This window comes from Bacillus sp. ILBB4, assembly GCF_035064545.1.
Classification (GTDB): domain Bacteria; phylum Bacillota; class Bacilli; order Bacillales; family Bacillaceae_H; genus Priestia.
The window spans coordinates 291,270-315,179 of sequence record NZ_JAIQVD010000005.1 but is presented as its reverse complement, the minus strand read 5'-3'; the positions used below and the strand labels follow the sequence as shown (position 1 = coordinate 315,179).

The 23,910-nt window shown below is 39.0% G+C and carries 27 protein-coding genes and 1 riboswitch; of the genes, 1 reads left to right on the top strand and 26 read right to left on the bottom strand.

Annotated elements, in window-relative coordinates; genetic code table 11:
- Positions 1 to 24: 24 nt before the first annotated feature.
- The 22 genes from LAV82_RS22470 to LAV82_RS22365 form a co-directional block, all read right to left on the bottom strand.
- A complete protein-coding gene (locus tag LAV82_RS22470) occupies positions 25 to 141 on the bottom strand; it encodes a methionine/alanine import family NSS transporter small subunit (protein WP_107918137.1) in 117 nt (38 codons plus the stop codon).
- A complete protein-coding gene (locus LAV82_RS22465; protein WP_499716906.1) occupies positions 141 to 1,655 on the bottom strand; it encodes a sodium-dependent transporter in 1,515 nt (504 codons plus the stop codon). The genes LAV82_RS22470 and LAV82_RS22465 overlap by 1 nt, the downstream gene beginning before the upstream one ends.
- A 229-nt stretch (positions 1,656 to 1,884) precedes the next feature.
- Positions 1,885 to 2,637 (bottom strand): sporulation protein YunB, encoded by a 753-nt coding sequence (yunB, locus tag LAV82_RS22460; protein ID WP_013059640.1) that lies wholly within the window; start codon positions 2,635 to 2,637, stop codon positions 1,885 to 1,887.
- 89 nt (positions 2,638 to 2,726) lie between these two features.
- Positions 2,727 to 3,029: a YunC family protein gene (locus LAV82_RS22455; RefSeq protein WP_013059641.1), complete on the bottom strand. Its 303-nt coding sequence runs from the start codon at positions 3,027 to 3,029 to the stop codon at positions 2,727 to 2,729.
- A 131-nt stretch (positions 3,030 to 3,160) separates the two neighbouring features.
- Positions 3,161 to 4,015 (bottom strand): DUF72 domain-containing protein, encoded by an 855-nt coding sequence (locus tag LAV82_RS22450; RefSeq protein ID WP_013059642.1) that lies wholly within the window; start codon positions 4,013 to 4,015, stop codon positions 3,161 to 3,163.
- Positions 4,016 to 4,117: 102 nt separating this feature from the next.
- Positions 4,118 to 5,515, bottom strand: coding sequence for a Fe-S cluster assembly protein SufB (gene sufB, locus LAV82_RS22445; RefSeq protein WP_013059643.1), 1,398 nt, complete (start codon positions 5,513 to 5,515; stop codon positions 4,118 to 4,120).
- A 45-nt stretch (positions 5,516 to 5,560) separates the two neighbouring features.
- Positions 5,561 to 5,995, bottom strand: coding sequence for a Fe-S cluster assembly sulfur transfer protein SufU (gene sufU / locus LAV82_RS22440; RefSeq protein WP_211078557.1), 435 nt, complete (start codon positions 5,993 to 5,995; stop codon positions 5,561 to 5,563).
- Positions 5,985 to 7,205 carry a cysteine desulfurase gene (locus LAV82_RS22435; RefSeq protein WP_013059645.1) on the bottom strand — a complete coding sequence of 407 codons (1,221 nt, stop codon included), beginning with the start codon at positions 7,203 to 7,205 and terminating at the stop codon, positions 5,985 to 5,987. Before LAV82_RS22435 ends, sufU begins: the two co-directional genes overlap by 11 nt.
- Positions 7,205 to 8,512 carry a Fe-S cluster assembly protein SufD gene (sufD, locus tag LAV82_RS22430; RefSeq protein WP_014457887.1) on the bottom strand — a complete coding sequence of 436 codons (1,308 nt, stop codon included), beginning with the start codon at positions 8,510 to 8,512 and terminating at the stop codon, positions 7,205 to 7,207. The genes LAV82_RS22435 and sufD overlap by 1 nt, the downstream gene beginning before the upstream one ends.
- A gap of 17 nt (positions 8,513 to 8,529) precedes the next feature.
- Positions 8,530 to 9,315, bottom strand: coding sequence for a Fe-S cluster assembly ATPase SufC (sufC, locus tag LAV82_RS22425; protein WP_211078558.1), 786 nt, complete (start codon positions 9,313 to 9,315; stop codon positions 8,530 to 8,532).
- Positions 9,316 to 9,554: 239 nt separating this feature from the next.
- Positions 9,555 to 9,920, bottom strand: coding sequence for a carboxymuconolactone decarboxylase family protein (locus LAV82_RS22420; protein WP_211078559.1), 366 nt, complete (start codon positions 9,918 to 9,920; stop codon positions 9,555 to 9,557).
- A gap of 122 nt (positions 9,921 to 10,042) precedes the next feature.
- Positions 10,043 to 10,879 (bottom strand): MetQ/NlpA family ABC transporter substrate-binding protein, encoded by an 837-nt coding sequence (locus tag LAV82_RS22415; protein WP_013059649.1) that lies wholly within the window; start codon positions 10,877 to 10,879, stop codon positions 10,043 to 10,045.
- A gap of 17 nt (positions 10,880 to 10,896) precedes the next feature.
- Positions 10,897 to 11,565 (bottom strand): methionine ABC transporter permease, encoded by a 669-nt coding sequence (locus tag LAV82_RS22410; RefSeq protein WP_013085342.1) that lies wholly within the window; start codon positions 11,563 to 11,565, stop codon positions 10,897 to 10,899.
- Positions 11,558 to 12,583 carry a methionine ABC transporter ATP-binding protein gene (locus LAV82_RS22405; RefSeq protein ID WP_013059651.1) on the bottom strand — a complete coding sequence of 342 codons (1,026 nt, stop codon included), beginning with the start codon at positions 12,581 to 12,583 and terminating at the stop codon, positions 11,558 to 11,560. Before LAV82_RS22405 ends, LAV82_RS22410 begins: the two co-directional genes overlap by 8 nt.
- 131 nt (positions 12,584 to 12,714) lie before the next feature.
- A riboswitch (SAM riboswitch) is annotated at positions 12,715 to 12,822 on the bottom strand.
- Positions 12,823 to 13,002: 180 nt separating this feature from the next.
- The gene (locus LAV82_RS22400; RefSeq protein ID WP_013059652.1) at positions 13,003 to 13,302 is read right to left on the bottom strand and encodes a thioredoxin family protein; all 300 of its coding nucleotides are present in this window, start codon (positions 13,300 to 13,302) and stop codon (positions 13,003 to 13,005) included.
- A gap of 14 nt (positions 13,303 to 13,316) precedes the next feature.
- Complete coding sequence (locus tag LAV82_RS22395) at positions 13,317 to 13,667, bottom strand: toprim domain-containing protein (RefSeq protein ID WP_013059653.1); 351 nt, start codon at positions 13,665 to 13,667, stop codon at positions 13,317 to 13,319.
- Between the two features lie 181 nt (positions 13,668 to 13,848).
- Complete coding sequence (locus tag LAV82_RS22390; RefSeq protein ID WP_013059654.1) at positions 13,849 to 14,094, bottom strand: YusG family protein; 246 nt, start codon at positions 14,092 to 14,094, stop codon at positions 13,849 to 13,851.
- 79 nt (positions 14,095 to 14,173) lie between these two features.
- Entirely contained in the window at positions 14,174 to 14,557 is a 384-nt protein-coding gene (gcvH, locus tag LAV82_RS22385) for a glycine cleavage system protein GcvH (protein WP_013059655.1), read from the bottom strand.
- Between the two features lie 135 nt (positions 14,558 to 14,692).
- Positions 14,693 to 15,049 carry an arsenate reductase family protein gene (locus tag LAV82_RS22380; protein WP_013059656.1) on the bottom strand — a complete coding sequence of 119 codons (357 nt, stop codon included), beginning with the start codon at positions 15,047 to 15,049 and terminating at the stop codon, positions 14,693 to 14,695.
- 115 nt (positions 15,050 to 15,164) lie between these two features.
- Positions 15,165 to 16,949 carry an acyl-CoA dehydrogenase FadE gene (locus LAV82_RS22375; RefSeq protein WP_499716905.1) on the bottom strand — a complete coding sequence of 595 codons (1,785 nt, stop codon included), beginning with the start codon at positions 16,947 to 16,949 and terminating at the stop codon, positions 15,165 to 15,167.
- 23 nt (positions 16,950 to 16,972) lie between these two features.
- Positions 16,973 to 18,151, bottom strand: a complete 1,179-nt coding sequence (locus LAV82_RS22370) for an acetyl-CoA C-acetyltransferase (RefSeq protein ID WP_013059658.1) — start codon at positions 18,149 to 18,151, stop codon at positions 16,973 to 16,975.
- Between the two features lie 12 nt (positions 18,152 to 18,163).
- Positions 18,164 to 20,545 carry a 3-hydroxyacyl-CoA dehydrogenase/enoyl-CoA hydratase family protein gene (locus tag LAV82_RS22365; protein WP_211078659.1) on the bottom strand — a complete coding sequence of 794 codons (2,382 nt, stop codon included), beginning with the start codon at positions 20,543 to 20,545 and terminating at the stop codon, positions 18,164 to 18,166.
- A 184-nt stretch (positions 20,546 to 20,729) separates the two neighbouring features.
- Here LAV82_RS22365 and LAV82_RS22360 point away from each other — a divergent pair, with 184 nt between their 5' ends.
- Positions 20,730 to 20,879 (top strand): YuzL family protein, encoded by a 150-nt coding sequence (locus tag LAV82_RS22360; RefSeq protein WP_013059660.1) that lies wholly within the window; start codon positions 20,730 to 20,732, stop codon positions 20,877 to 20,879.
- Positions 20,880 to 20,958: 79 nt separating this feature from the next.
- Here LAV82_RS22360 and LAV82_RS22355 read toward each other — a convergent pair whose 3' ends face one another.
- From LAV82_RS22355 to LAV82_RS22340, 4 genes are all read right to left on the bottom strand, one after another.
- Positions 20,959 to 21,876 (bottom strand): proline dehydrogenase family protein, encoded by a 918-nt coding sequence (locus tag LAV82_RS22355; protein ID WP_013059661.1) that lies wholly within the window; start codon positions 21,874 to 21,876, stop codon positions 20,959 to 20,961.
- A 177-nt stretch (positions 21,877 to 22,053) separates the two neighbouring features.
- Positions 22,054 to 22,311 carry a YusU family protein gene (locus LAV82_RS22350; protein ID WP_013059662.1) on the bottom strand — a complete coding sequence of 86 codons (258 nt, stop codon included), beginning with the start codon at positions 22,309 to 22,311 and terminating at the stop codon, positions 22,054 to 22,056.
- Positions 22,304 to 23,074, bottom strand: a complete 771-nt coding sequence (locus LAV82_RS22345; RefSeq protein WP_499716904.1) for an IucA/IucC family C-terminal-domain containing protein — start codon at positions 23,072 to 23,074, stop codon at positions 22,304 to 22,306. Before LAV82_RS22345 ends, LAV82_RS22350 begins: the two co-directional genes overlap by 8 nt.
- Positions 23,064 to 23,891 carry an ABC transporter ATP-binding protein gene (locus LAV82_RS22340; RefSeq protein ID WP_499716903.1) on the bottom strand — a complete coding sequence of 276 codons (828 nt, stop codon included), beginning with the start codon at positions 23,889 to 23,891 and terminating at the stop codon, positions 23,064 to 23,066. The genes LAV82_RS22345 and LAV82_RS22340 overlap by 11 nt, the downstream gene beginning before the upstream one ends.
- Positions 23,892 to 23,910 lie beyond the last annotated feature (19 nt).

The window sequence follows — 23,910 nt, the reverse complement described above, 5'->3', positions numbered from 1 at the left end:
AGGAAGCTGATGCTTCCTGTTTTTTTATCCTGATGCTTTACTTTCTTTTGCTTTTTTCACAGCATGAGCAATACTTGCGGCCAAGCCGCCCCATATGATGACCATCCCTACAACCATCATTGTCATTGAACTTCCATCCATTATTTAGAAACCCCCTTCTCTTTAACTGACAAACGAAGCGTCCCATCTTCCCATCGTGCAAAAGAAAAAGCAATTCCCAAAATAACAGCAAGAGCTGCCACACCCCAACCAAAAGGACCTACCAAAGTCGTTGCATACTGTTCGTAATTTTCCGAAATATTTTTCCTGAAGTTATCAAACATCATGTATCCAAGTACAAGTGGTGTAACTACTCCTAAACATATTTTCCACCATGAACCGATTCGGATATCAGAAACTTCGTTTGCATGCTGCTGAAGGCTGCTCAACTGCTTAAATACCCAAGCAACTAATACAACTTCTACTAAGCCTGCTAGAGCAACTCCGAAGTTATTAATAAAATAGTCGACCACATCTAAGAAATAAAGTCCTCCTTGTGTTGCAAATAATAGCGAGCAAATTGAAGCGATTCCTTCACCTATTAATACAGATTTTGTACGTGAGATAGTAAATTTATCTTGAATGCCTGCTACGAAGGTTTCAATAATTGAAATAAGTGACGTTAATCCTGCTAATGTTAAGGAAGCAAAGAATAACATTCCAAACAGCTGTTTAAACGCTGGAAATTCATTAATAATTTGCGGGAAAACTACAAAGGCTAGTCCTACCCCTCCCTGAACTACTTTATCGATTGGGATACCTTGCTGAGTAGCCATAAAACCTAGTGCGCTAAACACACCGATTCCTGCTAGTAATTCAAACGCTGAATTACCAAATCCAGTAATAAACGCATTATTAGTTAAATCAGATTTCTCTGGAAGGTAACTGGAATAAGTGATCATAATAGCAAAACCAACAGATAAACTAAAGAAAATTTGACCATATGCTGCGATCCAAACCTTTCCATCTCCAATTGCGCTCCAGTTTGGTTTAAAAAAAGCATGCAGACCTTCCATTGCTCCGTCTAACGTAACTGCTCGAATGACAATGACTAAAAATAGAATAATTAGTGTTGGTAGAAAGATTTTGTTTGCGGCTTCAATTCCTTTTTTGATTCCTTTTAATAAGACACCTAATGTCACAATCCATACAAGTACAAGCGGAATTAAAACGTGTAATACGAGGCTTCCTGTTTGTCCTGGTGCTTCAGCTAACTTTAAGTAATCTCCATATAAAAACGCTTCCGTATCGTGTCCCCAGCTTAACTTAAATGAAAAGATAAAATACGACATTGCCCACGCGATAATGACGGAATAGTAAACCGAAATAAAAAAGGAAATAGCTACTTGCCACCAGCCTAGCCATTCAGCCTTGGGGCTTAGTCTTGCTAATGATAAAGGAGAGGAACCTTTATATTTATGTCCAATAGCAAATTCCATGATTAAGATAGGAATTCCTGCCGTCAACAAAGCAAATAAGTAAGGGAGAAAAAATGCCCCTCCTCCATTTTCATATGCAGTGGCTGGAAATCTCCATATATTCCCTAGTCCAATTGCTGAACCTGCTGCTGCTAAAATAAACCCTGCTCTTGATCCCCACTGCGGCCTATTTTCCACTGTAATTCCCTCTCTTTTTATCATACATCAACGAGAATTTTTATAATTTTTAGATTATTATTTCTATAACTTCCTATCTCAAATTATAGAAGGGAGAAAATAGTATGTCAAAATATTTTTTATAGAAAATTCAGACAAATGTTCCAATGAATAAAAGCAGATATGAAAGTATTTTTGAACTTCCGCACCTGCTTTTTAAATAATACTTTATCACGTTAATATAATATTGTTAATTTTTCTTCGGAAGTTCAATTGCCGGAGAAGATGAATTTCCACCGTTAAAATAATCAGGAACATTTCCAGGGATAACAGTTCCTCCTACAGGAATTGTAGCCGTAACGGTTGTTTTTCTCGTTGCAAACGGGATAATGATTTGCATGTTTACTTTTACTTTGATGGATACTTCAAGAAACGCATTATTTATTCCATATTCTTCGATTTTTCGCACTACGTCTGTTTGAACGTCACCAATAGCATGAAATTTAACCGGAATCAGCGGACCTAGATTTCCAAGCAGCGCATTATTAGTTGCTTGCCCAAGAGGAACTTGGTATACAATTCCTTGATTGCGCAGCTTTTCATTTTTTTCAATACGAATATCTGTTGGAAGTTCAAGTGCATCTAAATTCCCTTTCTCTGCCTCTTTTAAATTAGCTTGAACAAATGACGTAGTCTGAGCTCTAACCCGATTTACAAGCGCTGTGTCAATTTTGGCTACTTGACCGTTAGGTGTAGATTCAACTTTAATAACATCTACGTCCAGTTGATCAAGTACCTGTTTATTCACCGCTTTATTAATAACTAAAGTTGCAATCTCTTTTGTTTGTGCTTCAGCATATTTCATTAACGTCGGTTCAATCCCTCTATTAATTAGCCATAATCCTACCCCTGTGGAAAGCATAAAAAAAAGAAAGGTGAGCAACAGAACGTAGCGAAAAGGAAGCGGGCCTTTTCTTGTTAATTTCCGACGAAGTTTAACCAAAAAAAATCCCTCCTTACAAGCTATATGTATGCATGTATAAGGAGGTTCACGCTTCTTTTAAAAAGTTTTATCTTAAATTCCCCACTATATTAAAGCATTTTCAATAAAGCATCTTTGCCAATTGTTCCTTTAAAAATTCCTCTTTTTTCAGCTTCAAGCGTTACAGATTCAAGAGGCGCTTCAAGAAGCTGCTCAATTGTACGTACACCTACAGCTCTTCCAGCTATTATTTGACGATCAGCTAATTTATCATTTAATAGACCTACGTCTAGTGCTCCGCACATAATGTACCCTTTATCTGATGAGATTGTTAACAGAGTTGTTTTTGGCAGCAATACGGTAACTGCATTAAACGTATGACCTTCAATTACGATAGGCGCTAAGGTAATCATAGTAACTCACTCCTTTCTTAATCAATTTATGATTTTGAAAGAAAAAAGTGAGGTTTTACATATACTTTTCTACCTATTTGACGTTTATATTCCTTCTTCCTTATTTATATAAACTTTTATAGGACTCAGTGCTAAAATTCATTAAAAAAATCTAATTGTTTAGGAGCTAAATTTTCATATTCAATATTTAATAAACTCATGAGTTGTTTGGCATTATGTACAGCATCTCCGCCGGAGTTATTATTAAATAACAGGTAAATGTCCTTCGTTTGTTTTTGCAGCTTTTCAAGCCGTTCTTTCCACTCTAGGAGCTCTTTTTCATTGTAACGATACAAAAACCTTACTGCTCGCCAATTGCCTTCTGCGGGCTTATTCCAACCGTGTACGTTTCGTCCGTGAAAACGGATAAGTGTTTTCTGTTTATCTGTAGCATGAATCACAATTGGAATAGATCCTTCTCCTGCCTGCGGTTCATCACAAATACCGTGAATCCACTTCTCTTGTTCCATAAACGTCAGCGTTTTATCATAGAAAAACGGCTTAAACCAAGATTGATTTCGAAACTCAAGCGCTACTGGCAAATCTCCAAACTTCTCGCGGCTATATCTCAAATAGGCTACATTTTCTTTTGTACAGTCAAACCAGGGTGGCATTTGAAATAAAATCATACCAAGCTTATTCGATGTTACGTAAGGCTTCACTGATTCTAAAAATGCATGAAACATTTCTTCTTTGCTATCAAACGGATTTCCTTCTCTCATATGCCCTGTCATACCTTGATAGGCTTTTACCACAAAACGAAAAGATTCCGGTGTATCGTTCACCCATTTTTCTACATTTGATGTTGGTTGAATTGCATAAAAAGATGAATCGACTTCAACAATTGGAAAATGGCCTGCATATACGGCAAGCTTGTCTCTTGATGAAACCCCCGCTTCATATAATGAATCATGATCTCCCCAGCCTGTGACTCCAATATAAATCATGCCACTCCTCCTCTATGTTCTTAGCTTCGCTTTTCTTTATTTTAATACAAACGATACAAAAAAACTCGTTTGCATAAACAGCAAACGAGTTTTGATCTATTATTAACCGATTGAACCTTCCATTTCAAATTTGATTAGACGGTTCATTTCTACTGCATATTCCATCGGAAGCTCTTTTGTAAATGGCTCAATAAAGCCCATTACAATCATTTCTGTTGCTTCTTCTTCAGAAATACCGCGGCTCATTAGATAGAATAATTGTTCTTCAGATACTTTTGATACCTTCGCTTCATGCTCAAGTGAGATGTTGTCATTTAAAATCTCATTGTACGGAATTGTATCAGAAGTTGATTGATTATCCATAATTAGCGTATCACACTCAATGTTCGCACGTGCACCTTCTGCTTTACGGCCGAAGTGTACGATACCGCGGTATGTTACTTTACCGCCTTGTTTTGAAATTGATTTTGATACGATCGTTGAAGATGTGTTCGGTGCTAAGTGAATCATTTTTGCACCAGCATCTTGGTGCTGTCCTTTACCAGCAAGGGCAATAGATAATGTCATACCACGTGCACCTTCACCTTTTAAGATAACAGCTGGATATTTCATTGTTAACTTAGAACCGATGTTTCCATCAATCCATTCCATTGTTGCGTTTGCTTCACAAACCGCGCGTTTTGTTACAAGGTTGTATACGTTGTTCGCCCAGTTTTGAATTGTTGTATAGCGGCAATACGCATCTTTTTTGATGATGATCTCTACAACAGCACTGTGAAGGGAGTTTGTTGTATAAACAGGTGCTGTACAGCCCTCTACATAGTGAACGTGTGAGCCTTCATCAGCAATAATTAACGTACGCTCAAACTGTCCCATATTTTCAGAGTTAATACGGAAATAAGCTTGTAATGGTGTATCTACTTTTACGCCTTTTGGTACGTAAATGAATGATCCACCAGACCAAACCGCCGAGTTAAGTGCAGAGAATTTGTTATCCGTTGGCGGGATAACTTTTCCAAAATGCTCACGGAAAATATCTTCGTTTTCTTTTAGCGCCGTATCCGTATCTTTAAATACGATACCTTGTGCTTCAAGATCTTCTTTCATATTGTGATAAACAACTTCAGATTCGTACTGAGCTGATACACCCGCAAGATACTTTTGCTCTGCTTCAGGAATACCTAGTTTATCAAACGTTTGTTTAATTTCTTCAGGAACTTCATCCCAAGAGCGTTCAGACTTCTCAGATGGTTTTACGTAGTACGTAATTTCATCAAAGTCTAAGCTTGCCATGTCTCCGCCCCACTGTGGCATTGGCATGTTGTAGAAGTGCTCTAGAGATTTCAAACGGAAGTCAAGCATCCATTGTGGTTCCTCTTTCATACGAGAAATTTCTTCTACGATTTCTTTTGTTAAACCGCGTTTAGAGCGGAAAATTGATACGTCTTTATCGGAAAATCCATATTTATAATCGCCGATTTCTGGCATTTTTTTAGCCATCTTTTATTACCCCCTACTTGATAGGATTGGGAATGAATGAAGATCTTATTTTTGTTCGTTAAGACCTTTTTCCATCGCTTTCCACGCTAGTGTTGCACATTTAATACGCGCAGGAAATTTTGCTACACCTTGAAGTGCTTCAATATCTCCTAAATCTATACTATCATCATACTCTTTACCTTGCATCATGTCAGAGAAGATATGGGCCATTTTAAACGCTTTGTCTACTTCTTGACCTTTAATTGCTTGTGTCATCATTGAAGCTGATGACATTGAAATTGAACATCCTTCACCTTCGAACTTTGCATCCGCCACTTTGCCGTCCTCTACTTTTAAAGAAAGTTCAATGCGGTCTCCACACGTCGGGTTATTCATATGAATGTTCACAGTATCTTCATTCAACGTTCCACGATTACGCGGGTTTTTATAATGGTCCATAATTACTTGACGATAGAGAGTATCTAAATTATTAAAAGCCATTTGTAAAATACTCCTTCGTTTTTATTAATGATGATACCAATTTATCTACTTCTTCTTCCGTGTTATACAAATAGAAGCTTGCACGTGCAGTAGAAGATACGTTTAAATATTTCATCAGCGGCTGCGCACAGTGATGACCTGCACGAATCGCAATTCCATCAGCGTCTACTACTGTTGCAACGTCGTGCGGATGCACATCTTCAATATTAAACGTCACAACACCCGCTCGCTCTTTCGGTCCGTAGATCGTAATTCCATCTACTTGCGATAAGCGATCCAGTGCATACTGCGCTAACTTGTGCTCATGTGCTTGAATATTATCTAAACCAACTTCTTCTAAGAAATCAATCGCTGCACCTAAACCAATTGCACCTGCAATGATTGGCGTACCCCCTTCAAATTTCCAAGGAAGTTCTTTCCACGTTGATTCGTATAGGTTTACGAAGTCAATCATTTCGCCGCCAAACTCGATTGGTTCCATTTTTTCAAGAAGCTCTTTCTTTCCATAAAGAGCGCCGATTCCAGTCGGCCCGCCCATTTTATGTCCAGAGAAAGCAAAGAAATCACAGTCTAAATCTTGTACATCCACCTTCATATGAGGCGTACTTTGTGCACCATCCACAACCATTACTGCACCGTTAGCATGTGCAATTTCTGCAATCTCTTTTACTGGGTTAATTGTACCCAATACGTTAGATACTTGCATGATCGATACAATTTTGGTGTTAGATGTAATCGTGCTTTTTACCTCTTCTAGTGAAAGTGCATGATCTTCTGTTAATGAAATATATTTTAACGTTGCACCTGTTTCCTTGGCAACTTGCTGCCAAGGAATGATGTTGCTGTGATGCTCCATATAAGTAATCACAATTTCATCACCAGGTTTGAGATTAGCACGGCCATAGCTTGCAGCTACTGTATTAAGAGCTGTCGTTGTACCGCGCGTAAAGATAATCTCTTCCGTTGATTTTGCATTAATAAACTTACGAACCTTTTCACGAGCGCCTTCGTATCCGTCTGTTGCTCTTGTACCAAGCGTGTGAACACCTCGGTGTACGTTTGAGTTATATTCTTTATAATACTTCTCAATTGCTTCAATTACAGCAAGCGGCTTTTGTGAAGTTGCTGCACTGTCTAAATAAACGAGTGGGCTGCCATTTACCTCTTGGTCTAAAATAGGAAATTGTTTACGAATATCAGAGATATTCATTATCGAACTTTCCTTTCAATTAAATCTGTTAATTGCTTTTTAACCGTTTCGATTGGCAACTCGTTTACAACTGGTGCTAAGAACCCGTGGATAACTAGACGTTCTGCTTCTGTTTGCGGAATACCGCGGCTCATTAAGTAGTAAAGCTGAATTGGATCTACGCGTCCAACAGATGCAGCGTGCCCTGCTGTTACATCGTCTTCATCAATTAGAAGAATTGGGTTTGCGTCTCCACGTGCTTTTTCACTTAACATTAACACACGAGATTCTTGCTCAGCGTTTGATTTAGACGCACCGTGTTCAATTTTACCGATACCGTTAAAGATTGAAGACGCGCTTTCTTTCATAACGCCGTGTTTTAAAATGTAGCCTTCAGAATGTTTTCCAAAATGTACGATACTTGTTGTTAAGTTTTGAGACTGCTCTCCACGTCCAACTGTTACCGTTTTTGTATCTCCATATGAACCGTCGCCCATTAGATACGTTGTATTTTCTGAAACTGTATTTCCTTCACTCATTAAGCCTAAAGCCCACTCAATGCGACCATCTTTGCCCGCTACGCCGCGGCGGTTCACATAAGTAGTTGTACCTTTAGCTAAGTAGTCAACAGCCCCAAATGTTACTTTCGCATTGCTGTTGGCAAATACTTCCGTCACGATATTGACAACACCGTTTGACTCTTCAGCAGTAGCAATGTAGTTTTCTACATATGTTACTGAGCTGTTGTCTTCAGCTACAACAATTACATGGTTGAATAAAGCAGCTTCTTCATCTTCACGGACAAATACAGCTTGAAGCGGCTCTTGTACTTCTACATTTTTAGGAACGTATACAAATACACCGCCGTTTAATAACGCTGCGTTTAATGCAGTTAAACGGTGCTCATCTACTTTAACTCCGTCTTTCATGAAGTACTTCTCAACAAGGTCGCTATGCTCTTTAGCAGCTGTTTGAATATCTGTGAAGATAACGCCTTGAGACTTTAGCTCTTCTGTTAATGTTGAATATGCTGCTGTTTGGTCACGCTGAACATATAGATTTTTAACAGCTTCTGTATCAATCAATGCTTTAACCACTTCTGGAAGCTCGTCTACAGATGAGATTGTGCTTGCCTGTGAAGTGTGCTTGTCAAATGCAGTAAAGTTCCATTTCGAAATGTTTGTTTTATCTGGCTTTGGAAGTGCAAGATCTTCTGCTTTCGCAAGAGCTTGTAAGCGAAGATCTAGCAGCCAACTTGGTTCATTAGCTTCTTTTGAAAAGCTGCTGATGTACTCTTGATCAAATGGTAATTTCGTATCAATAGTCATAGAGATCCTCCTAACTCTTAAGCTTCTTGCTCTACAGTTTCGTCTTCAATACCTAATTCTTGTTTGATCCAGTCATAACCTTCTGCCTCTAGACGCTGTGCTAATTCTGGTCCGCCTGATTTCACAACGCGACCTTGCATCATAACGTGAACTTTATCTGGTGTAATGTAGTTTAGTAAACGTTGGTAGTGAGTAATCATTAAGCAACCAAACTCGCTGCCGCGCAGTTCATTAATACCTTTTGATACAACTTTTAACGCATCGATATCTAAACCAGAGTCGATTTCATCTAAAATTGCAATTCCTGGTTGAAGCATCATTAATTGAAGAATTTCATTACGTTTCTTCTCACCGCCAGAGAAACCTTCGTTTAGGTAACGCTGAGCCATGTCTTGATCCATTTCTAAGAAATCCATGTTTTTGTCTAATTGACGGATGAATTTCATTAGTGAAATTTCTTCGCCTTCTTCACGACGAGCATTAATTGCTGAACGTAAGAAGTCTGCATTTGTTACCCCGCTGATTTCACTTGGATATTGCATAGCTAGGAATAGACCTGCACGAGCGCGCTCATCTACTTCCATCTCAAGTACATCTTCGCCGTCTAGCGTGATGCTTCCTTGTGTAACCTTGTATTTAGGATGTCCCATGATTGCTGAAGATAATGTTGATTTACCAGTACCGTTTGGTCCCATGATTGCATGGATTTCGCCGCCCTTAACTTCTAAATTAACACCTTTTAAAATTTCTTTACCTTCAATTGCAACATGAAGATCTTTAATTGTTAAAGTTGACCCTGCCATATTAAAACCTCCAGTTATAGACGTATATAGTAAAAAACGATATACCTATATCTTTTTAATTATTCTCATTTTATTCTCATTACAATCTTATAACAAATGAAAACTTATAGCAACCTTTTGACCCAAAAGGTTTTAAACCATTATGTACGTTTTTCAAGACTAAATCCACTCATAAAAAAGTTGCCTTAAAAGACTCCATAGAGCCTTCTAAGACAAGCTTTTTTACCCACTTTATTTACTTAGTGCGTTTGGCTAGTCAGTTCTGAAATACACTCTTGGACAAGCGTAACGGACTGACTCATCGCTGCGCCTCCGCCAAATGCTGCTGACACTCCGCATGCTTCTAAAATTTCTTGCTCAGTTGCACCTTGATCAATGCAGCCTTTTGTATGATAAATCATACAGTACTCGTCTTGAGCTACTACGCTGATTCCTAACGCGATTAACTGCTTTTCTTTTTTAGAAAGAGAACCTTCTCCAAAACATGCTTCAGTAAACGCATTAAACGTTTTTGTTACTTCCGGCAATTTTTCACTAAATTTCCCAACACCCATTTTATAATCATGAAGTGCTTGCTCAGTTGAATGACGTGCTTCTTGCTGCATAACGTCAGCTCCCATCATCAGTAAAGTTTTCACGGTTAGTATGCGTGAGAAAAATAAGAGTTATTCGTTTTCCCGCATACAAAAAAAGCACTTGCCCAGAGTGGGCAAGCGCTTTTCTTTTATTATTTATTTACCGGCAGTACTCCGCCTTTGTATTTTTCTTTAATGTAGTCTTGAATTTCTTTAGAGTGAAGAACTTTCACTAAAGCTTTCACTGTATCTTTATTTTCGTCGCCTTTGTGAACCGTAATGATGTTTGCATAAGGGTTATTTTCTTTACTTTCCACTGCGATTGGATCTTTTACTGGATCTAAGCCAGCATCGATAGCATAGTTAGCATTGATAACAACAGCGTCACCTTCATTATTTTTGTACATTTGAGGTAACAATCCGCCTTCAACATCGGCTTTAAATTTTAAATTCTTCGGGTTTTCTACGATATCTTTAATTTGTGCATCTATTTTCTTTACGCCTGGTTTTAATTTGATTACGCCGGCTTTTTCAAAAATCGATAAAATACGTCCTTGCTCTGCTACTGCATCACGCATAATAACTGTGCCGTTTTTCGGAAGATCTTTTAAGCTTTTGTATTTTTTAGAGTAGATACCGATTGGTTCAATGTGAATGGCACCGGCACTTACAAAATCATACCCTTTTTCACCCTTGTGATCTTTTAGCACTGAATTCATATAAGGAACGTGCTGGAAGTAGTTTGCATCAATTTCATTGTTTGCAAGAGCTGTGTTCGGTAAGATGTAATCTTGGAATTTTTTAATTTCCAAGTCGATTCCTTGTTTTTCTAAAATCGGTTTTGCTTGTTCTAAAATTTCAGCATGAGGCGTATTAGATGCACCCACAACAATTTTCTTTTCATCTTTTGATCCATTGTTAGATCCACATGCAGCTAATCCTACTACTAGCGCAGATGTTAGTGCTAAAGCCGAAAGCCATTTTTTCATAATAAATAATCCTCCCTTTATCTTTTATCAATTTTTGCAGTAATCGCATCTCCAATAAGTTGGATAATAAATACAATAATCAAAATTAAGATCGTAGCAGCTAGCGTTACATCATTATGACTGCGCTGGAATCCTTCTAAATATGCAAGATTCCCGAGACCTCCAGCTCCAATCACACCCGCCATTGCCGTATAGCCGACTAACGCAATCGTCGTTACCGTCAAACCAGAAATTAAAGCTGGCAGCGATTCAGGTAACAGCACTTTAAAGATAATAGTGCTTGTTGTTGCTCCCATTGATTTAGCAGCTTCAATAACACCTTTATCAATTTCACGCAGACCAATTTCTACAAGACGCGCGTAAAATGGTGCTGCTCCAACAATTAGAGCAGGTAACGCTGCATTAGCGCCTAAAATACTTCCTACCAATGCTTTGGTAAATGGAATCAGTAAAACAATTAAAATAATGAATGGAATGGAACGAAAGATATTTACAACTGCTGACACAATGGCATATAAAGGTTTGTTTTGCCAAAGCTGTCCTTTGGACGTTAAAAATAAAAGCAAGCCTAATAAAATACCTAGAACAAACGTGGCTATAACTGAAATAGCCGTCATATATAGTGTTTCATTTGTCGCTTGAATAAAATCATCTAAAATAACGTTTGGAAATAGTTTCTCAAGCATTTGTCATTACCTCCACTTCTACCTGCTGCTCATGAATGTATGCAATGACTTTTTCAACTTCTGTTAATTCTCCGTCTAAATGAACGAACAACGTTCCGTATGAACCTGTTTGTGTATGAGAAATCTTTCCTTGCAAAATATTAATCGTTACATCAAACTGTTTTAAAATCGTTGTAATGAGCGGTTGCTCTGCTTTTCCGCCAACAAACGTCAGCTGAATAATTTGCCCGCTTGGATATAACTCCTGTACTTGTTCAATTGTTTCAAACGTTTCTTCTGGTTCAGAAATCTGTTGAACGAATCGTTTTGTAATCGGCTGCTTAGGTTTTCTGAATACTTCTAGCACTTGTCCTTCTTCTACCACTGCCCCATTTTCCATAACGGCTACCCGATGACAAATTTTACGAATAACGTGCATTTCATGAGTAATCAATACAATGGTTAACCCTAGCTTCTCATTAATATCTACTAACAGATCTAAAATGGAATCTGTCGTTTGAGGATCAAGCGCTGATGTTGCTTCATCACACAGCAATACTTTTGGGTTATTGGCTAGCGCTCGAGCAATACCAACACGCTGCTTTTGTCCACCGCTAAGCTGTGATGGATAAGCATTTTCACGCCCTTCAAGCCCGACTAGCTTGATAAGCTCGTCTACTCGTTTCATTCTTTTTTCTTTTGAGATCCCTGCTATTTCTAACGGAAAGGCAATATTTTCTCGCACCGTACGCGACCACAAGATATTAAAGTGCTGAAACACCATACTGATTTCTTGTCTAGCTTTTCTGAGTTTTCCGCCTTTAATTTTTCCAATATCATTACCTGCTACTTCGACCGTTCCTGTCGTTGGTGTTTCTAACCCGTTTAGCAAGCGAATTAATGAACTTTTCCCCGCTCCGCTATAACCAATAATTCCGTAAATTTCACCTTGGTTAACGGTTAGATTCACATTATCAACAGCTGTTACTTGACCGCTTTTAGCCTGATAAATTTTTGTAACGTCTGTTAATGTAATCATATTTCTTCACCTTCTTTAGTAAAAACTTAATTATGTTAGGTTGCCCTATAGGATGAAAAAGCCGTAAAACAATTTTCCTCATTAAAAAAGCCTCTCTGCGCATGACAGAAAGGCTCGATATTTAATCCTTTCTCTCATCTTTCAAAGCGCATAGCTTTGCAGGAATTGGCACCATTTCAGTTAGTCTGACGGTTGCCGGGTTTCACAGGGCTCAGTCCCTCCACCTCTCTTGATAAGAGTTCGCAACAATTATTTTGTTTTTGGGAAATATTCATTCATTTATGAACATTCATGAGTGTGATTTTAGCATGTGTCAGATAGGCTGTCAACAGATTTTGTTCTTGGGATAATATCCCAAGATTTCAACAGCCCCAACGGTTTGCTCTCTTTCAATTTCTTCATTTTAAACAAACGTTTGATTATCGAAGCTCTTCAAGTACGTGCTCGATAGAATGAAACGCATAGAGTTTTTTTACCATTTCGCCATTTTTCACTTCAATCAAACAAGGTACACTTTCAATTGAAAATACTTCTGCTTTTGAAGGCATATAATTTAAATTGCTCATTCCGATGGTCACACCGGGCAGCATCGCTTCTGCTACGGTTAACATTTTTTTTGCCAGCTGACATGTCCCGCAAAAAGGTGTATGGAAAAAGATAAACGCTCTTTGTCCTTCTTTTAACTGATCGTCAAGCTGTTTTTCGCTCCATTCTTGCATGTTGCTCATTCCTTTTATGTTAAAAATTCTGCATTAACATCGATATTGGCACTCAGTAATACTGTTGCTATGTGATGTCTAGGGGCGGCAGCAACCTCTCGGTACATTTTATCAATATATAGATGCTCTGCTTCCGGAAGCTCTCGTTTAAATTGTTTTCTTAGCTTATTCCCTGAATCATCAGAGTCAACGAGTATGTATACCTCTTTGTTAAACGTAAAGTCAATAATTTCATCCAGCTTTGATAAACTAATTGTACCGTTTGTACAGATAATTTCAATTGGTTCTCGAATGATATCTTGGATACGTTTTTTATCTGATTTTCCTTCGACAATAATTACTTTTTCGATTTCAATTAGCCCCATTTTCATCACCCATAATCGTCAGTTGTATAGTAACATCATTTCTTTATGCTATACAATATTCGTTAATGTATCACAGTTCACCTGTTTTTTAAAAGAAATTTGCAAGAAAGAACTGTTTTAAAAGGCAGCTTAGGCCATATTGTTTCCATAAAACAAGAAAAACAGCGGCAGTTGCCACTGTTTAGCACCATCCTGCTTCTTCGTCGCAGTCTGTATATTTTTGCGTTTCACCTTGCTTTTGTACATCCGTATATTGGTAGAACTTATTATTTTCTTGCGAATACCCTTCTTCAAAGCGGTATTCATTGCCGCTTGTTCCGTAACTAACTTCACCAATTGGCTGCTTATCAACATATAATTTCATGCCGCCGTCATGAAATTTAGCTGTAACGCGATCTGTAACGTCCATTTTTTGTTTTTCAAACATAAAAAGACACTCCTTTAGCTTGTTTACTAATAGAGTGTCCAGTCAAAAACTTTTCATAAAGACAATTTATGGAGGAATATTATCCTTCGTTTGTCATTTCTTCGTATTGCTCTGCTGTCATTAGCTTGTCTACTTGAGAAGCATCAGACGGTTTGATTGTAATCATCCATGCTTCTTCGTATGGAGATTCATTAACAAGCTCAGGGCTATCGCTTAAGTTGTCGTTGACTGCTACAACTTCACCGCTAATTGGTGCATAAAGCTCAGAAACTGTTTTTACTGATTCAACGCTGCCAAACGGCTCGTCAGCTTCTACTGTTGCTCCTACTTCTGGCAGTTCAACGAATACGATGTCGCCAAGCTCAGCTTGAGCGAAATGCGTAATACCTACGCGGACAACGTCTCCTTCTGTTTTTACCCATTCATGCTCTTCAGAATAACGCAAATCTTTTGGTGTACTCATCTTAATCCCTCCAAAATATGTATCGTAATTTGTTTATATAAAAAGCGCCTTCAACGTGGAGAACACTTTCTACAACCTAAAATAACTTCCTATTAACAGTGTAACGTAAAAGGTAAAAATTTTCTATTTGAAAACTTACTTCCACACGTCCTCAAACTGCTCTTCTTTGAAGCCAAGCGTTACTTTTTGTCCATCTGTTAGCAGCGGACGTTTAATTAACATGCCATCTGACGCAAGAATAGACAGAAGTTCGTCTTCACTCGCACTGCTTACTTTATCTTTAAGCCCTAATTCGCGATACTTTTTACCGCTTGTATTAAAGAATTTTTTTAATTCTAAGCCGCTGTTCTGATAATAAGATTGCAGCTGCTCTTTTGTTGGCGGGTTTTCTACAATATGAATTTCTTCATACGCTACTCCGTTATCATCCAGCCACTTCTTTGCTTTTCGGCACGTACCACACTTTGGATATGAATAAAAAAATAATGACATTTCGTCAACCACCCTTTATTTTAAGCTTTTTTCGTATTTTAACACATCCTTTATCATTTACCTAGATAGAGGCTTCTTAAACAAAAAGAAGCTCGCGAAGCGAGCTCCTTTTCCCTTAAACTGTGAACTTCTCTACTTCTAAAAGCGTTTTTGCAATCTCGCGCTTTACGCTAATCACATTGATTGGTGTATAGCGCGTTAACTTGCGAAGAGACGAAAGCATGACTCTAAGCGTATCACCTTGTTCAACGCCAATTAACGTTTCTTTTGCATCTGCTTCAATTCGATTAAATGCTTCTTGGCAAAATACTTGCGTATATTTTACTTTCAAGCTGTTTTGATCTGCACCTGTTTTGGAAATGGCTTTTTCAGTACGTAAAACAGTGGATTCCATTGCATATACGTTACTAATCATATCGGAAATATTAACGAGAATTTCTTGTTCTTTCTCTAATTCTTTACCATACTTCTGTGCAGCTAGACCTAAAAGCAAGAGCGCAATTTTCTTCCCATTTTGCACAAGCATTTTTTCTTGATCTAACGGCTCATTTCCTACTTCCTGCGGCATAAGCATCATCAATTCTTCTTGAAGCGTTTGTGCTTTTTGAAGCAGCGGAAGCTCTCCTTTTAGCGCTTTGCGTAAATATGTGCCTGGTACTAAGAGTCGATTAATTTCATTTGTTCCTTCAAAAATACGGTTAATGCGAGAATCACGATACAGGCGCTCAATTTCATACTCGCTCATAAAACCATAGCCTCCGTGAAGCTGCACCCCTTCATCTACGATGTAGTCAAGAGATTCCGTGGCAAACACTTTGTTTAATGAGCATTCAATGGCATATTCAGCAATGGAAGCGGCAATTTGTTTTCCGTCTTTTTGCTGTTCTTCTGAAAGCTGGCCCATATGGTCTTCAAAAAGTCCTACCGTACGATAGACGGAGCTTTCAGTTGCGTACAATTTAGAAGCCATTGTTGCTAACTTTTCTTGGGTTAATGAAAATTTAGCAATGGGCGTTTTAAACTGCTGACGCTGTTTAACATATTGAGACGTAATTTCTAACGCACGTTTACCTGCTCCAACTGCTCCAACTCCAAGCTTATAGCGCCCAATATTTAAAATGTTAAACGCAATCACATGGCCTTTTCCAATTTCACCTAACACGTTTTCTTTTGGAACAAGCGCATCTTCAAGAATCAACGTTCTTGTTGATGAACTCTTGATTCCCATCTTCTTTTCTTCCGGTCCAACCGAAACGCCTGGGAATTGGCGTTCAACGATAAAAGCAGAAAATTTATCGCCGTCGATTTTCGCATACACCACGAACACATCAGCAAATCCGGCATTCGTAATCCACTGCTTTTCTCCATTTAACACATAGTGTGTGCCTTCGGCGTTAAGGCGAGCTGTTGTGCGAGCACCGAGGGCATCGGAACCAGAACCAGGTTCTGTTAACGCATATGCGGCTATTTTTTCCCCAACTGCTAAAGCAGGTAAATATGCTTGTTTTTGCTCTTCTGTTCCAAATAAGACGATTGGCAATGACCCAATTCCTACGTGAGCACCATGAGTGATGGAAAACCCGCCTGCTCGAGACATTTTTTCAGCAATTAAAGCGGAGGTAATTTTATCCAAACCGAGTCCGCCGTATTCTTCCGGTACATCTGCACCAAGTAACCCTAATTCACCAGCTTGTTTTAATAACTTGACAGAACGGTCAAACTCATGCTTTTCTAAATATTCCACTTGTGGAAGGACTTCATTTTCTACAAATTCATCTGTCGTTTTGGCAATCATCTTTTGTTCAGATGTATAATCCTCCGGCGTGTAGACGCGGCTTGCATCGCCTTCTTCAATTAAAAAGCTTCCACCTTTAATCATTTGTTTTGTTTTATTTGACATGTTCATATCCCCCTTTGAAATGATTATGCTAACAATTCAAATACACCAGCAGCTCCCATTCCTCCGCCAATACACATCGTGACAATTCCAAACTGCTCATTTCGACGCTTCATTTCGTGCATTAAGCTAAGAGTCAGCTTAGCTCCGGTACAGCCTAATGGATGACCTAAGGCAATAGCGCCTCCGTTTACATTTACTTTATCTTCATTAATATTTAATTCACGAATAACACCAAGTGCTTGAGAAGCAAATGCTTCATTTAATTCAAACAATCCGATATCAGAAAGCTCCAGCCCTGCTAGTTTAAGAGCTTTAGGGATGGCAGCTACCGGGCCAATCCCCATTACTTCAGGCGGAACTCCTCCAACTGCAAATGAGCGAAACTTAAGCAAAGGCTTTAACCCTTCTGCTTCAGCTTGTTCTTTATCCATTAGAAAAACGGATGCAGCTCCGTCACTTGTCTGCGAAGAGTTTCCAGCTGTTACGGATCCTTTAACCGAAAAAGCTGGACGAAGTTTCCCTAATACATCCGCAGTTGTGCCAGGACGAACTCCTTCATCTTGAGAGAACATCAGCTTTTGTTCACGGAGCTTATTGTTTTCATCCACTTTTCGAAGCGTCACTTCCACCGGAACAATTTCGTCGTTAAACTTCCCTTCTTGAAGTGCTTTTGCTGCTTTTTGATGGCTGCGTACAGCAAACGCGTCCTGGTCTTCACGTGAAATGCCGTATTTCATGGCCACTTGTTCTGCTGTATGTCCCATGCCCATATAATATTCCGGCGCATTTTCAACCAGCTGAACATTCGGACGCGCTACGTTTCCAAACATCGGAACAAAACTCATTGATTCTGCTCCTCCAGCTAACACTGCTTTGGCTTGCCCTAGCATAATTCGTTCTGCACCATAGGCAATACTTTGCAAACCTGATGAACAATAACGATTAATCGTTATTGCTGGCACCGTATAAGGCAAACCCGCAAGAGCGCCAATATTTCGAGCCATATTCAAACCTTGTTCTGCTTCAGGCATCGCACAACCAATAATTAAATCATCAATTGGTCCTTCGTATCCTCCTGCTCGGCGAAGAGTTTCTTTAACCGCAATGGCCCCCAAATCGTCCGGTCTAACACTTGCCAGTGAACCTTTTTTTGCTTTTCCAACCGGTGTCCTAGCACCTGCTACAATAACTGCTTCTCTCATTTTTTCTCCCCCTTAATTACGCAGTGGTTTTCCTTTAACTAACATGTGCTGCATACGTTCTTGAGACTTCGCTTCTCCAACAAGGCTTAAAAATGCTTCTCTCTCTAAGTCCAGTAAATACTCTTCATCAACTTCCGAACCAAACGCTACACGTCCTCCGGCTAACACAAATGCTAACTTACTAGCAATTTTATAATCATGTTCTGATATATATCCTGAATACTTCATGGATTGGGCTCCTAGCAGCAACGTTGCATATCCTGTTTCTCCAACCACAGGAATCTTAGTTCTTACAGGTGGTTTATAGCCCGTGTCATGTAAAGCAAGGACTGAGTTCTTCGCATCATTCAGCAAGTGATCTCCGTTTACGCTGATGCCATCATGGCGGTTTAAAAAGTTTAGCTGTCTAGCTTCTGCAGCAGAAGTAGATACTTTTGCAGTAGCAATTGTTTCAAATGTTTTATTGGCAATTTGCTGGAGATCGAGCGTTATACCGTTAGGTAAACCATTTAGCTGTTTGATATAAAGCTCCTTATTACCTCCTCCACCAGGAATGAGTCCGACTCCTACTTCTACAAGGCCCATGTAAGTTTCAGCAGAAGCTTGGATTTTAGCTGACGGTAAGCAAATTTCTGCTCCGCCTCCGAGAGTCATCGCAAATGGAGCTGCAACAACCGGCTTTTCATTATATTTCACCTTCATCATTGCCTGTTGAAATTGTTTAATAACAAATTCAATTTCAAAATAATTGTCATCTTGTGCTTCCATTAAAATCATAGCTAAGTTAGCGCCAACGCAGAAATTTTTCCCTTGATTTCCTATGACCAGCCCTTTATAGTTCTTATTCACTTCTTCAAGAGACTGATTTAATAAGCTAATAATGTCTAGCCCGATTGCATTGTTAGGAGAGGTGAACTGCAGGCACGCCACATCATCTCCTAAATCAATTAAACTCGCTCCGCTGTTTTCTAAAATGACATTATTTTGAGAACGTAAAGATGACAGGTGAATCACCTTTTTATTTTCTTTTACTGCTTTATACTCATCATCTTCGTAGTAAAGCGTTTGACCTTCCATTTCTTTATAGAAGCTTGTAAATCCATTTTCCTGCATTTGTTTTACCCATTGCGGAACTGCTAAGCCAGACTGCTCCATCTTCTCAATTGACTTTTCTAAACCAATTGCATCCCACGTCTCAAAAGGACCCATTTTCCAACCAAATCCCCACTTCATAGCTTGATCAATGGCCACGATATCGTCGGCGATTTCATTTTTTAACTGTGCTGCATATACAAGAACGGGACTGATCACATTCCAAAGAAGCTGGCCGGCACGATCATCCGAATATACAAGCGCTTTCATTTTATTTTGCAGCCCTTTTGCCTGCTTGCTTAATTCGGTAGAAGCTGTTTTTAACTTCTTTCTCTCGACGTATTGAAGTGTACTAGGATCAAGTTCCAAAATTTCCTTTCCTTTCTTCAAAAAGAAGCCTTGCCCCGACTTGCTTCCCAGCCAGCCATTTTCCTGCATTTGTTTCATAAATAAAGGGACATCGAACACTTCTTTTTCTTTGCCTTCTACTTTGTCAAATACATTGTTGGCCACATGAATAAATGTGTCTAGTCCCACTACGTCTAACGTTCGAAACGTTGCGCTTTTTGGTCTTCCAATTAAGGGGCCCGTCACAGAGTCAACTTCTCCCACGCTGTAATTACCTTTTAACATTTCTTGAACGGTCACAAGTAAACCGTACGTACCGATACGGTTGGCGATAAAGTTAGGCGTATCTTTTGCAATAACTACTCCTTTACCTAATACATCTTCACCAAACGTTTTCATATATTCAACAATTTCTGATTTTGTGTCATGAGTTGGAATGATTTCTAATAACTTTAAATAACGCGGTGGATTAAAAAAGTGCGTTCCTAAAAAATGCGCTTTAAAATCTTCTGAGCGTCCTTTAGCCATTTCGTGGATCGATATTCCTGAAGTATTTGAACTTACAATACTTCCTTTTTTTCGTACACTGTCAATTCTTTCAAACAACTGCTGTTTAATATCAAGACGTTCCACTACTACTTCAATAATCCAATCACAGTCGCTTAACTGCTGTAAATGATCTTCAAGATTTCCTGGAGTAATTAACGATAGTGATGACTTCGACGTTAAAGGCGCCGGTTTTTGCTTCGTTAATTTAGCTAGAGCAGTTGTACTCAACCGATTTCTCACTTGCCTATCTTCAAGCGTTAGCTGCTTTTTTTCCTCGTCTGCTGTTAATGAAGTTGGAACCACGTCTAGCAAAAGCGTTGGAATTCCTACATTTGCTAAATGAGCTGCAATTCCAGAGCCCATAACTCCTGAACCTAAAACGGCGGCTTTTTTTATGTTCATAATTATCCCCACATCCCCTTTAATATATTGAATGAATGGTCATTCATTTTATGCGTAAAAAAAGAGAGTCACTGTTAATCTCTGTTTTTACTATAAAACATTTTTTAAATTTTCGCAATATATTCACAATATTATCTCTAACTATTTTTAATGTGTTTGGTTATCTTAATACACAGGAGGTGATTTTGTGAGCAAATTAAAGAAGGATCCATCGTCAGCAGGCGTAAGCGCAGCAAGCGTTAAAGGAAATGCTGGACCGGTCAATGAACCGCACGGACGCGGCAAAAAGACATCTCAAAACCAACAGTACACAAAGCATAACACTCAAGGACATTAACCTCAAAATCGAACATGAGTAATCGAATCATGTTCGATTTTTGATTATTTCTTACTTTGTCATCACGACCATTTCATTATTATTTTTTTACAATTCCTTTTAAGACAAATGCGACATTTGCAGGTCTTTCTGCAAGGCGCCTCATAAAGTACCCATACCAGTCCGTTCCATAAGGAACGTACACTCTCATTTTATATTGTTCTGCTACGAGCTGAACTTGCCTTTCTGATCGAATGCCGTATAGCATCTGAAATTCAAACTGATTCATTGAAATTCCATGCTTTTTAACAAACTCTTTTGCATACTGAATGATTCGTTCATCGTGAGTAGCAACTGCTGTGTAGTGACCGTTTAATAAGTGGAGTCCAATTATGTTTTTGAAGTTTTCATCTACGTCTTCTTTATCAGGAAACGCCACGTCTGCTGCTTCTTTGTACGCCCCTTTCACTAACCTTAATTTAGGAGCATAAGCATCTAATTCACGGACGTCACTTTCTGTTCGATATAAGTATGCTTGAAGCACCGTCCCTACGTGTTCATACTCATTTTTTAATTGTTTAAATAGCTTAATCGTCTTGCTGCATCGCTTATAGTCCTCCATATCAATCGTCACAAATACGCTATATTTTTCCGCTTCTTCAAGAATACGCCGCATATGATGAAGTGCCAAATCCTCTGAAATATCCAGTCCCATAGACGTTAATTTTAAAGAAATTTCTGAATCTAATCTTTCTTTGTGTATAAGGTGAATGGCCTTTATGCATTGAGCTGCAGCATGATCAACTTCAGCTTCACTTTCCACAAACTCGCCAAGATAATCAATCGTTACTTTTAATCCCTGTTCATTTAACTTTTTTATCACACTAACAGCTTCATCGATGGTTTCCCCTGCAACAAAACGTGCTGCTCCAAAACGTAAGCCATAGCGCTTAGCCAGCTTTGTTAACTTTTTGCTTTTTGATAACAATAAAAAAAAGTTTCTTATCGTTTGTTCCAAAGCAACCCCCCGCCTTCACTTGTCATACGCCTCACAAAATTTATTTAATTATCATTAATTTTACCATTTTTTAAACTAGATAGATAGGCACCCTTTATTAACGTATGCATACAAAATCAAAAAGCGACCGAGAGCTTTTTGATAAAAAAACATCCATCAGCTTTGTGATGAATGTTTTTATTCTGGTTTTCGCTGTGACGCTCGATGCGCTTCATTCAGCTCTTTTATTTCCTTCACAATCTCGACCATTTCCGCTTTTGCTTCTGGATATAATTGATTCCAATGCTTTGTTAAAGGCGGCATGGATTTTGAGATATGGTTGTAAAGTGCCCACATTTTCACTTTTTCCTGCAGCTGTTCGTCACTTTGACCAACCATTAGTTCCGTATACTTTTCAATCAAACCGTCGAATTGCTCTTGAAAGGTTTTACTCATGCACAATCACTCCTTTCTTTGGTTTACAAATAACCGGACACGTTCGACAATAAGTCTTTTTATCTCCTGTTTGGTAAGACAAACAGCACGTTTGCCGACCTCTTATCTCCTGCTTTTGCTTCTCTACATATGGAGGAAGTGAACTGTACCTAGCAAACGGATTATGATGGTATGAACCAAAGTGATGACCCTCAGCTTCTTCCAACACGTATCGTAAATTCTTTTGTACTTGCACATTTTCTATTTCTTCATTTGCCAAAAGCAAATCATAAAGCCAGTGGATATAAACAGCTACGTTTTCCCATAGAGTCAGCTTCGAGATTTTTGTCACTTTACGCAGCGATGACCATATCGGCTCAATCTGATGAGCAAACAATTCATCAAGAAGTTCATCAAGAAGAATTTTCCGATTGTCCTCTGTTACTTCTTTCGTCTCAATTTCTGAGATAAACACTTTTGGGAGCCACATCGTTTCAGCGTCTTCTGTATGCAACGAAACATTTTTAGTCGATGCGTTTATCTTTTTTTGAAACACAATAAATGAATACAAAGCCGCCACCACAACAAAGCTATACCGTTTCGCTAACATGGAAGCAGCTGCTCTCAAGTTATCAGCCTCCATCGTCTGTTGAATCCACAGCAGCTGCATCCTCAGCGTGCTTTCGTCCATGCAGCTGGAGGGAGACAACCTATACAGCGAGTTATCTTTAAACGTACAGCGGAATTTTTCTGCTAACTCGCTTTGCTCTTTCTTATTGAGCATGCTGCGTTTCAACGCGCAGCTTATTCACAATACATCGTCCGCGCCCATGAGGAATACAAAGAGGCGTTCCAAATAACGGATCCACCGTCACTTCACAGTTCATATTAAAGACTCGCTGTACTAAATCGCAGTTAATGACTTCTTCTGGTCTTCCCTCTGCATAGATTTTTTTATCTTGAAGCGCCACAATATGATGAGCATAGCGGCAGGCTAAGTTTAAATCATGCAGCACCATTACGATGGTACGATTTTCTTTTTCATTCAGTTCAAACAACAAGTCCAAGATCTCAATTTGATGCGTCATATCTAAATACGTTGTCGGTTCATCAAGTAAAATAATATCCGTATCTTGTGCTAATGTCATAGCAATCCATGCGCGCTGACGCTGTCCTCCAGAAAGCGAATCAACTTGACGATCAGCCAAGTCTGCTAACCCTGTTGCTTCGAGTGCATTTTGTACTTTTTCTTCATCTTCTTGAGACCACTGACGGAACCAATTTTGATACGGATAGCGCCCTTGTTTAACAAGCTGAAGCACTGTCAACCCTTCAGGTGCAACAGGACCTTGCGGAAGGATTGCTAGCTGCTTTGCAATTTCCTTTGTCGGAAGAGAGGAAATTTTAGAGCCTTCTAGTAAAATAGAGCCGGCATGTGGCTTTAATAATCTTGCTAGTGAACGCAGCAGCGTAGATTTTCCGCATCCATTACTGCCGATAAAAACCGTAATCTCACCCTTTGGGATGGTAACGTCAAGCTCATCTATAATCATCGCTTCTCCATATGATAATGTTAGCGATTTTGTTTCTAACGAATGCATGCGAATCGCTCCTTCTACA

Coding starts and splice junctions, on each gene's coding strand:
- LAV82_RS22470 (WP_107918137.1), bottom strand. CDS start 141: ATGGATGGAAGTTCAATGACAATGATGGTTGTAGGGATGGTCATCATA.
- LAV82_RS22415 (WP_013059649.1), bottom strand. CDS start 10,879: ATGAAAAAATGGCTTTCGGCTTTAGCACTAACATCTGCGCTAGTAGTA.
- sufD (WP_014457887.1), bottom strand. CDS start 8,512: ATGACTATTGATACGAAATTACCATTTGATCAAGAGTACATCAGCAGC.
- LAV82_RS22345 (WP_499716904.1), bottom strand. CDS start 23,074: ATGCTCAATAAGAAAGAGCAAAGCGAGTTAGCAGAAAAATTCCGCTGT.
- gcvH (WP_013059655.1), bottom strand. CDS start 14,557: ATGAGTACACCAAAAGATTTGCGTTATTCTGAAGAGCATGAATGGGTA.
- LAV82_RS22380 (WP_013059656.1), bottom strand. CDS start 15,049: ATGTCATTATTTTTTTATTCATATCCAAAGTGTGGTACGTGCCGAAAA.
- LAV82_RS22455 (WP_013059641.1), bottom strand. CDS start 3,029: ATGATTACCTTAGCGCCTATCGTAATTGAAGGTCATACGTTTAATGCA.
- LAV82_RS22450 (WP_013059642.1), bottom strand. CDS start 4,015: ATGATTTATATTGGAGTCACAGGCTGGGGAGATCATGATTCATTATAT.
- LAV82_RS22435 (WP_013059645.1), bottom strand. CDS start 7,205: ATGAATATCTCTGATATTCGTAAACAATTTCCTATTTTAGACCAAGAG.
- LAV82_RS22400 (WP_013059652.1), bottom strand. CDS start 13,302: ATGCAAGAATGGAGCGAAAAACAGCTTGACGATCAGTTAAAAGAAGGA.
- LAV82_RS22405 (WP_013059651.1), bottom strand. CDS start 12,583: ATGATTACATTAACAGACGTTACAAAAATTTATCAGGCTAAAAGCGGT.
- LAV82_RS22340 (WP_499716903.1), bottom strand. CDS start 23,891: ATGCATTCGTTAGAAACAAAATCGCTAACATTATCATATGGAGAAGCG.
- sufB (WP_013059643.1), bottom strand. CDS start 5,515: ATGGCTAAAAAAATGCCAGAAATCGGCGATTATAAATATGGATTTTCC.
- sufU (WP_211078557.1), bottom strand. CDS start 5,995: ATGGCTTTTAATAATTTAGATACTCTCTATCGTCAAGTAATTATGGAC.
- LAV82_RS22410 (WP_013085342.1), bottom strand. CDS start 11,565: ATGCTTGAGAAACTATTTCCAAACGTTATTTTAGATGATTTTATTCAA.
- LAV82_RS22420 (WP_211078559.1), bottom strand. CDS start 9,920: ATGCAGCAAGAAGCACGTCATTCAACTGAGCAAGCACTTCATGATTAT.
- LAV82_RS22375 (WP_499716905.1), bottom strand. CDS start 16,949: ATGTCAAATAAAACAAAACAAATGATTAAAGGTGGAAGCTTTTTAATT.
- LAV82_RS22395 (WP_013059653.1), bottom strand. CDS start 13,667: ATGGGGCTAATTGAAATCGAAAAAGTAATTATTGTCGAAGGAAAATCA.
- sufC (WP_211078558.1), bottom strand. CDS start 9,315: ATGGCAGGGTCAACTTTAACAATTAAAGATCTTCATGTTGCAATTGAA.
- LAV82_RS22350 (WP_013059662.1), bottom strand. CDS start 22,311: ATGAGTAAAACCTTTCAAGAGCAATTCGACGGTTTGATTGAAAAGTAT.
- LAV82_RS22370 (WP_013059658.1), bottom strand. CDS start 18,151: ATGAGAGAAGCAGTTATTGTAGCAGGTGCTAGGACACCGGTTGGAAAA.
- LAV82_RS22390 (WP_013059654.1), bottom strand. CDS start 14,094: ATGTTTGAAAAACAAAAAATGGACGTTACAGATCGCGTTACAGCTAAA.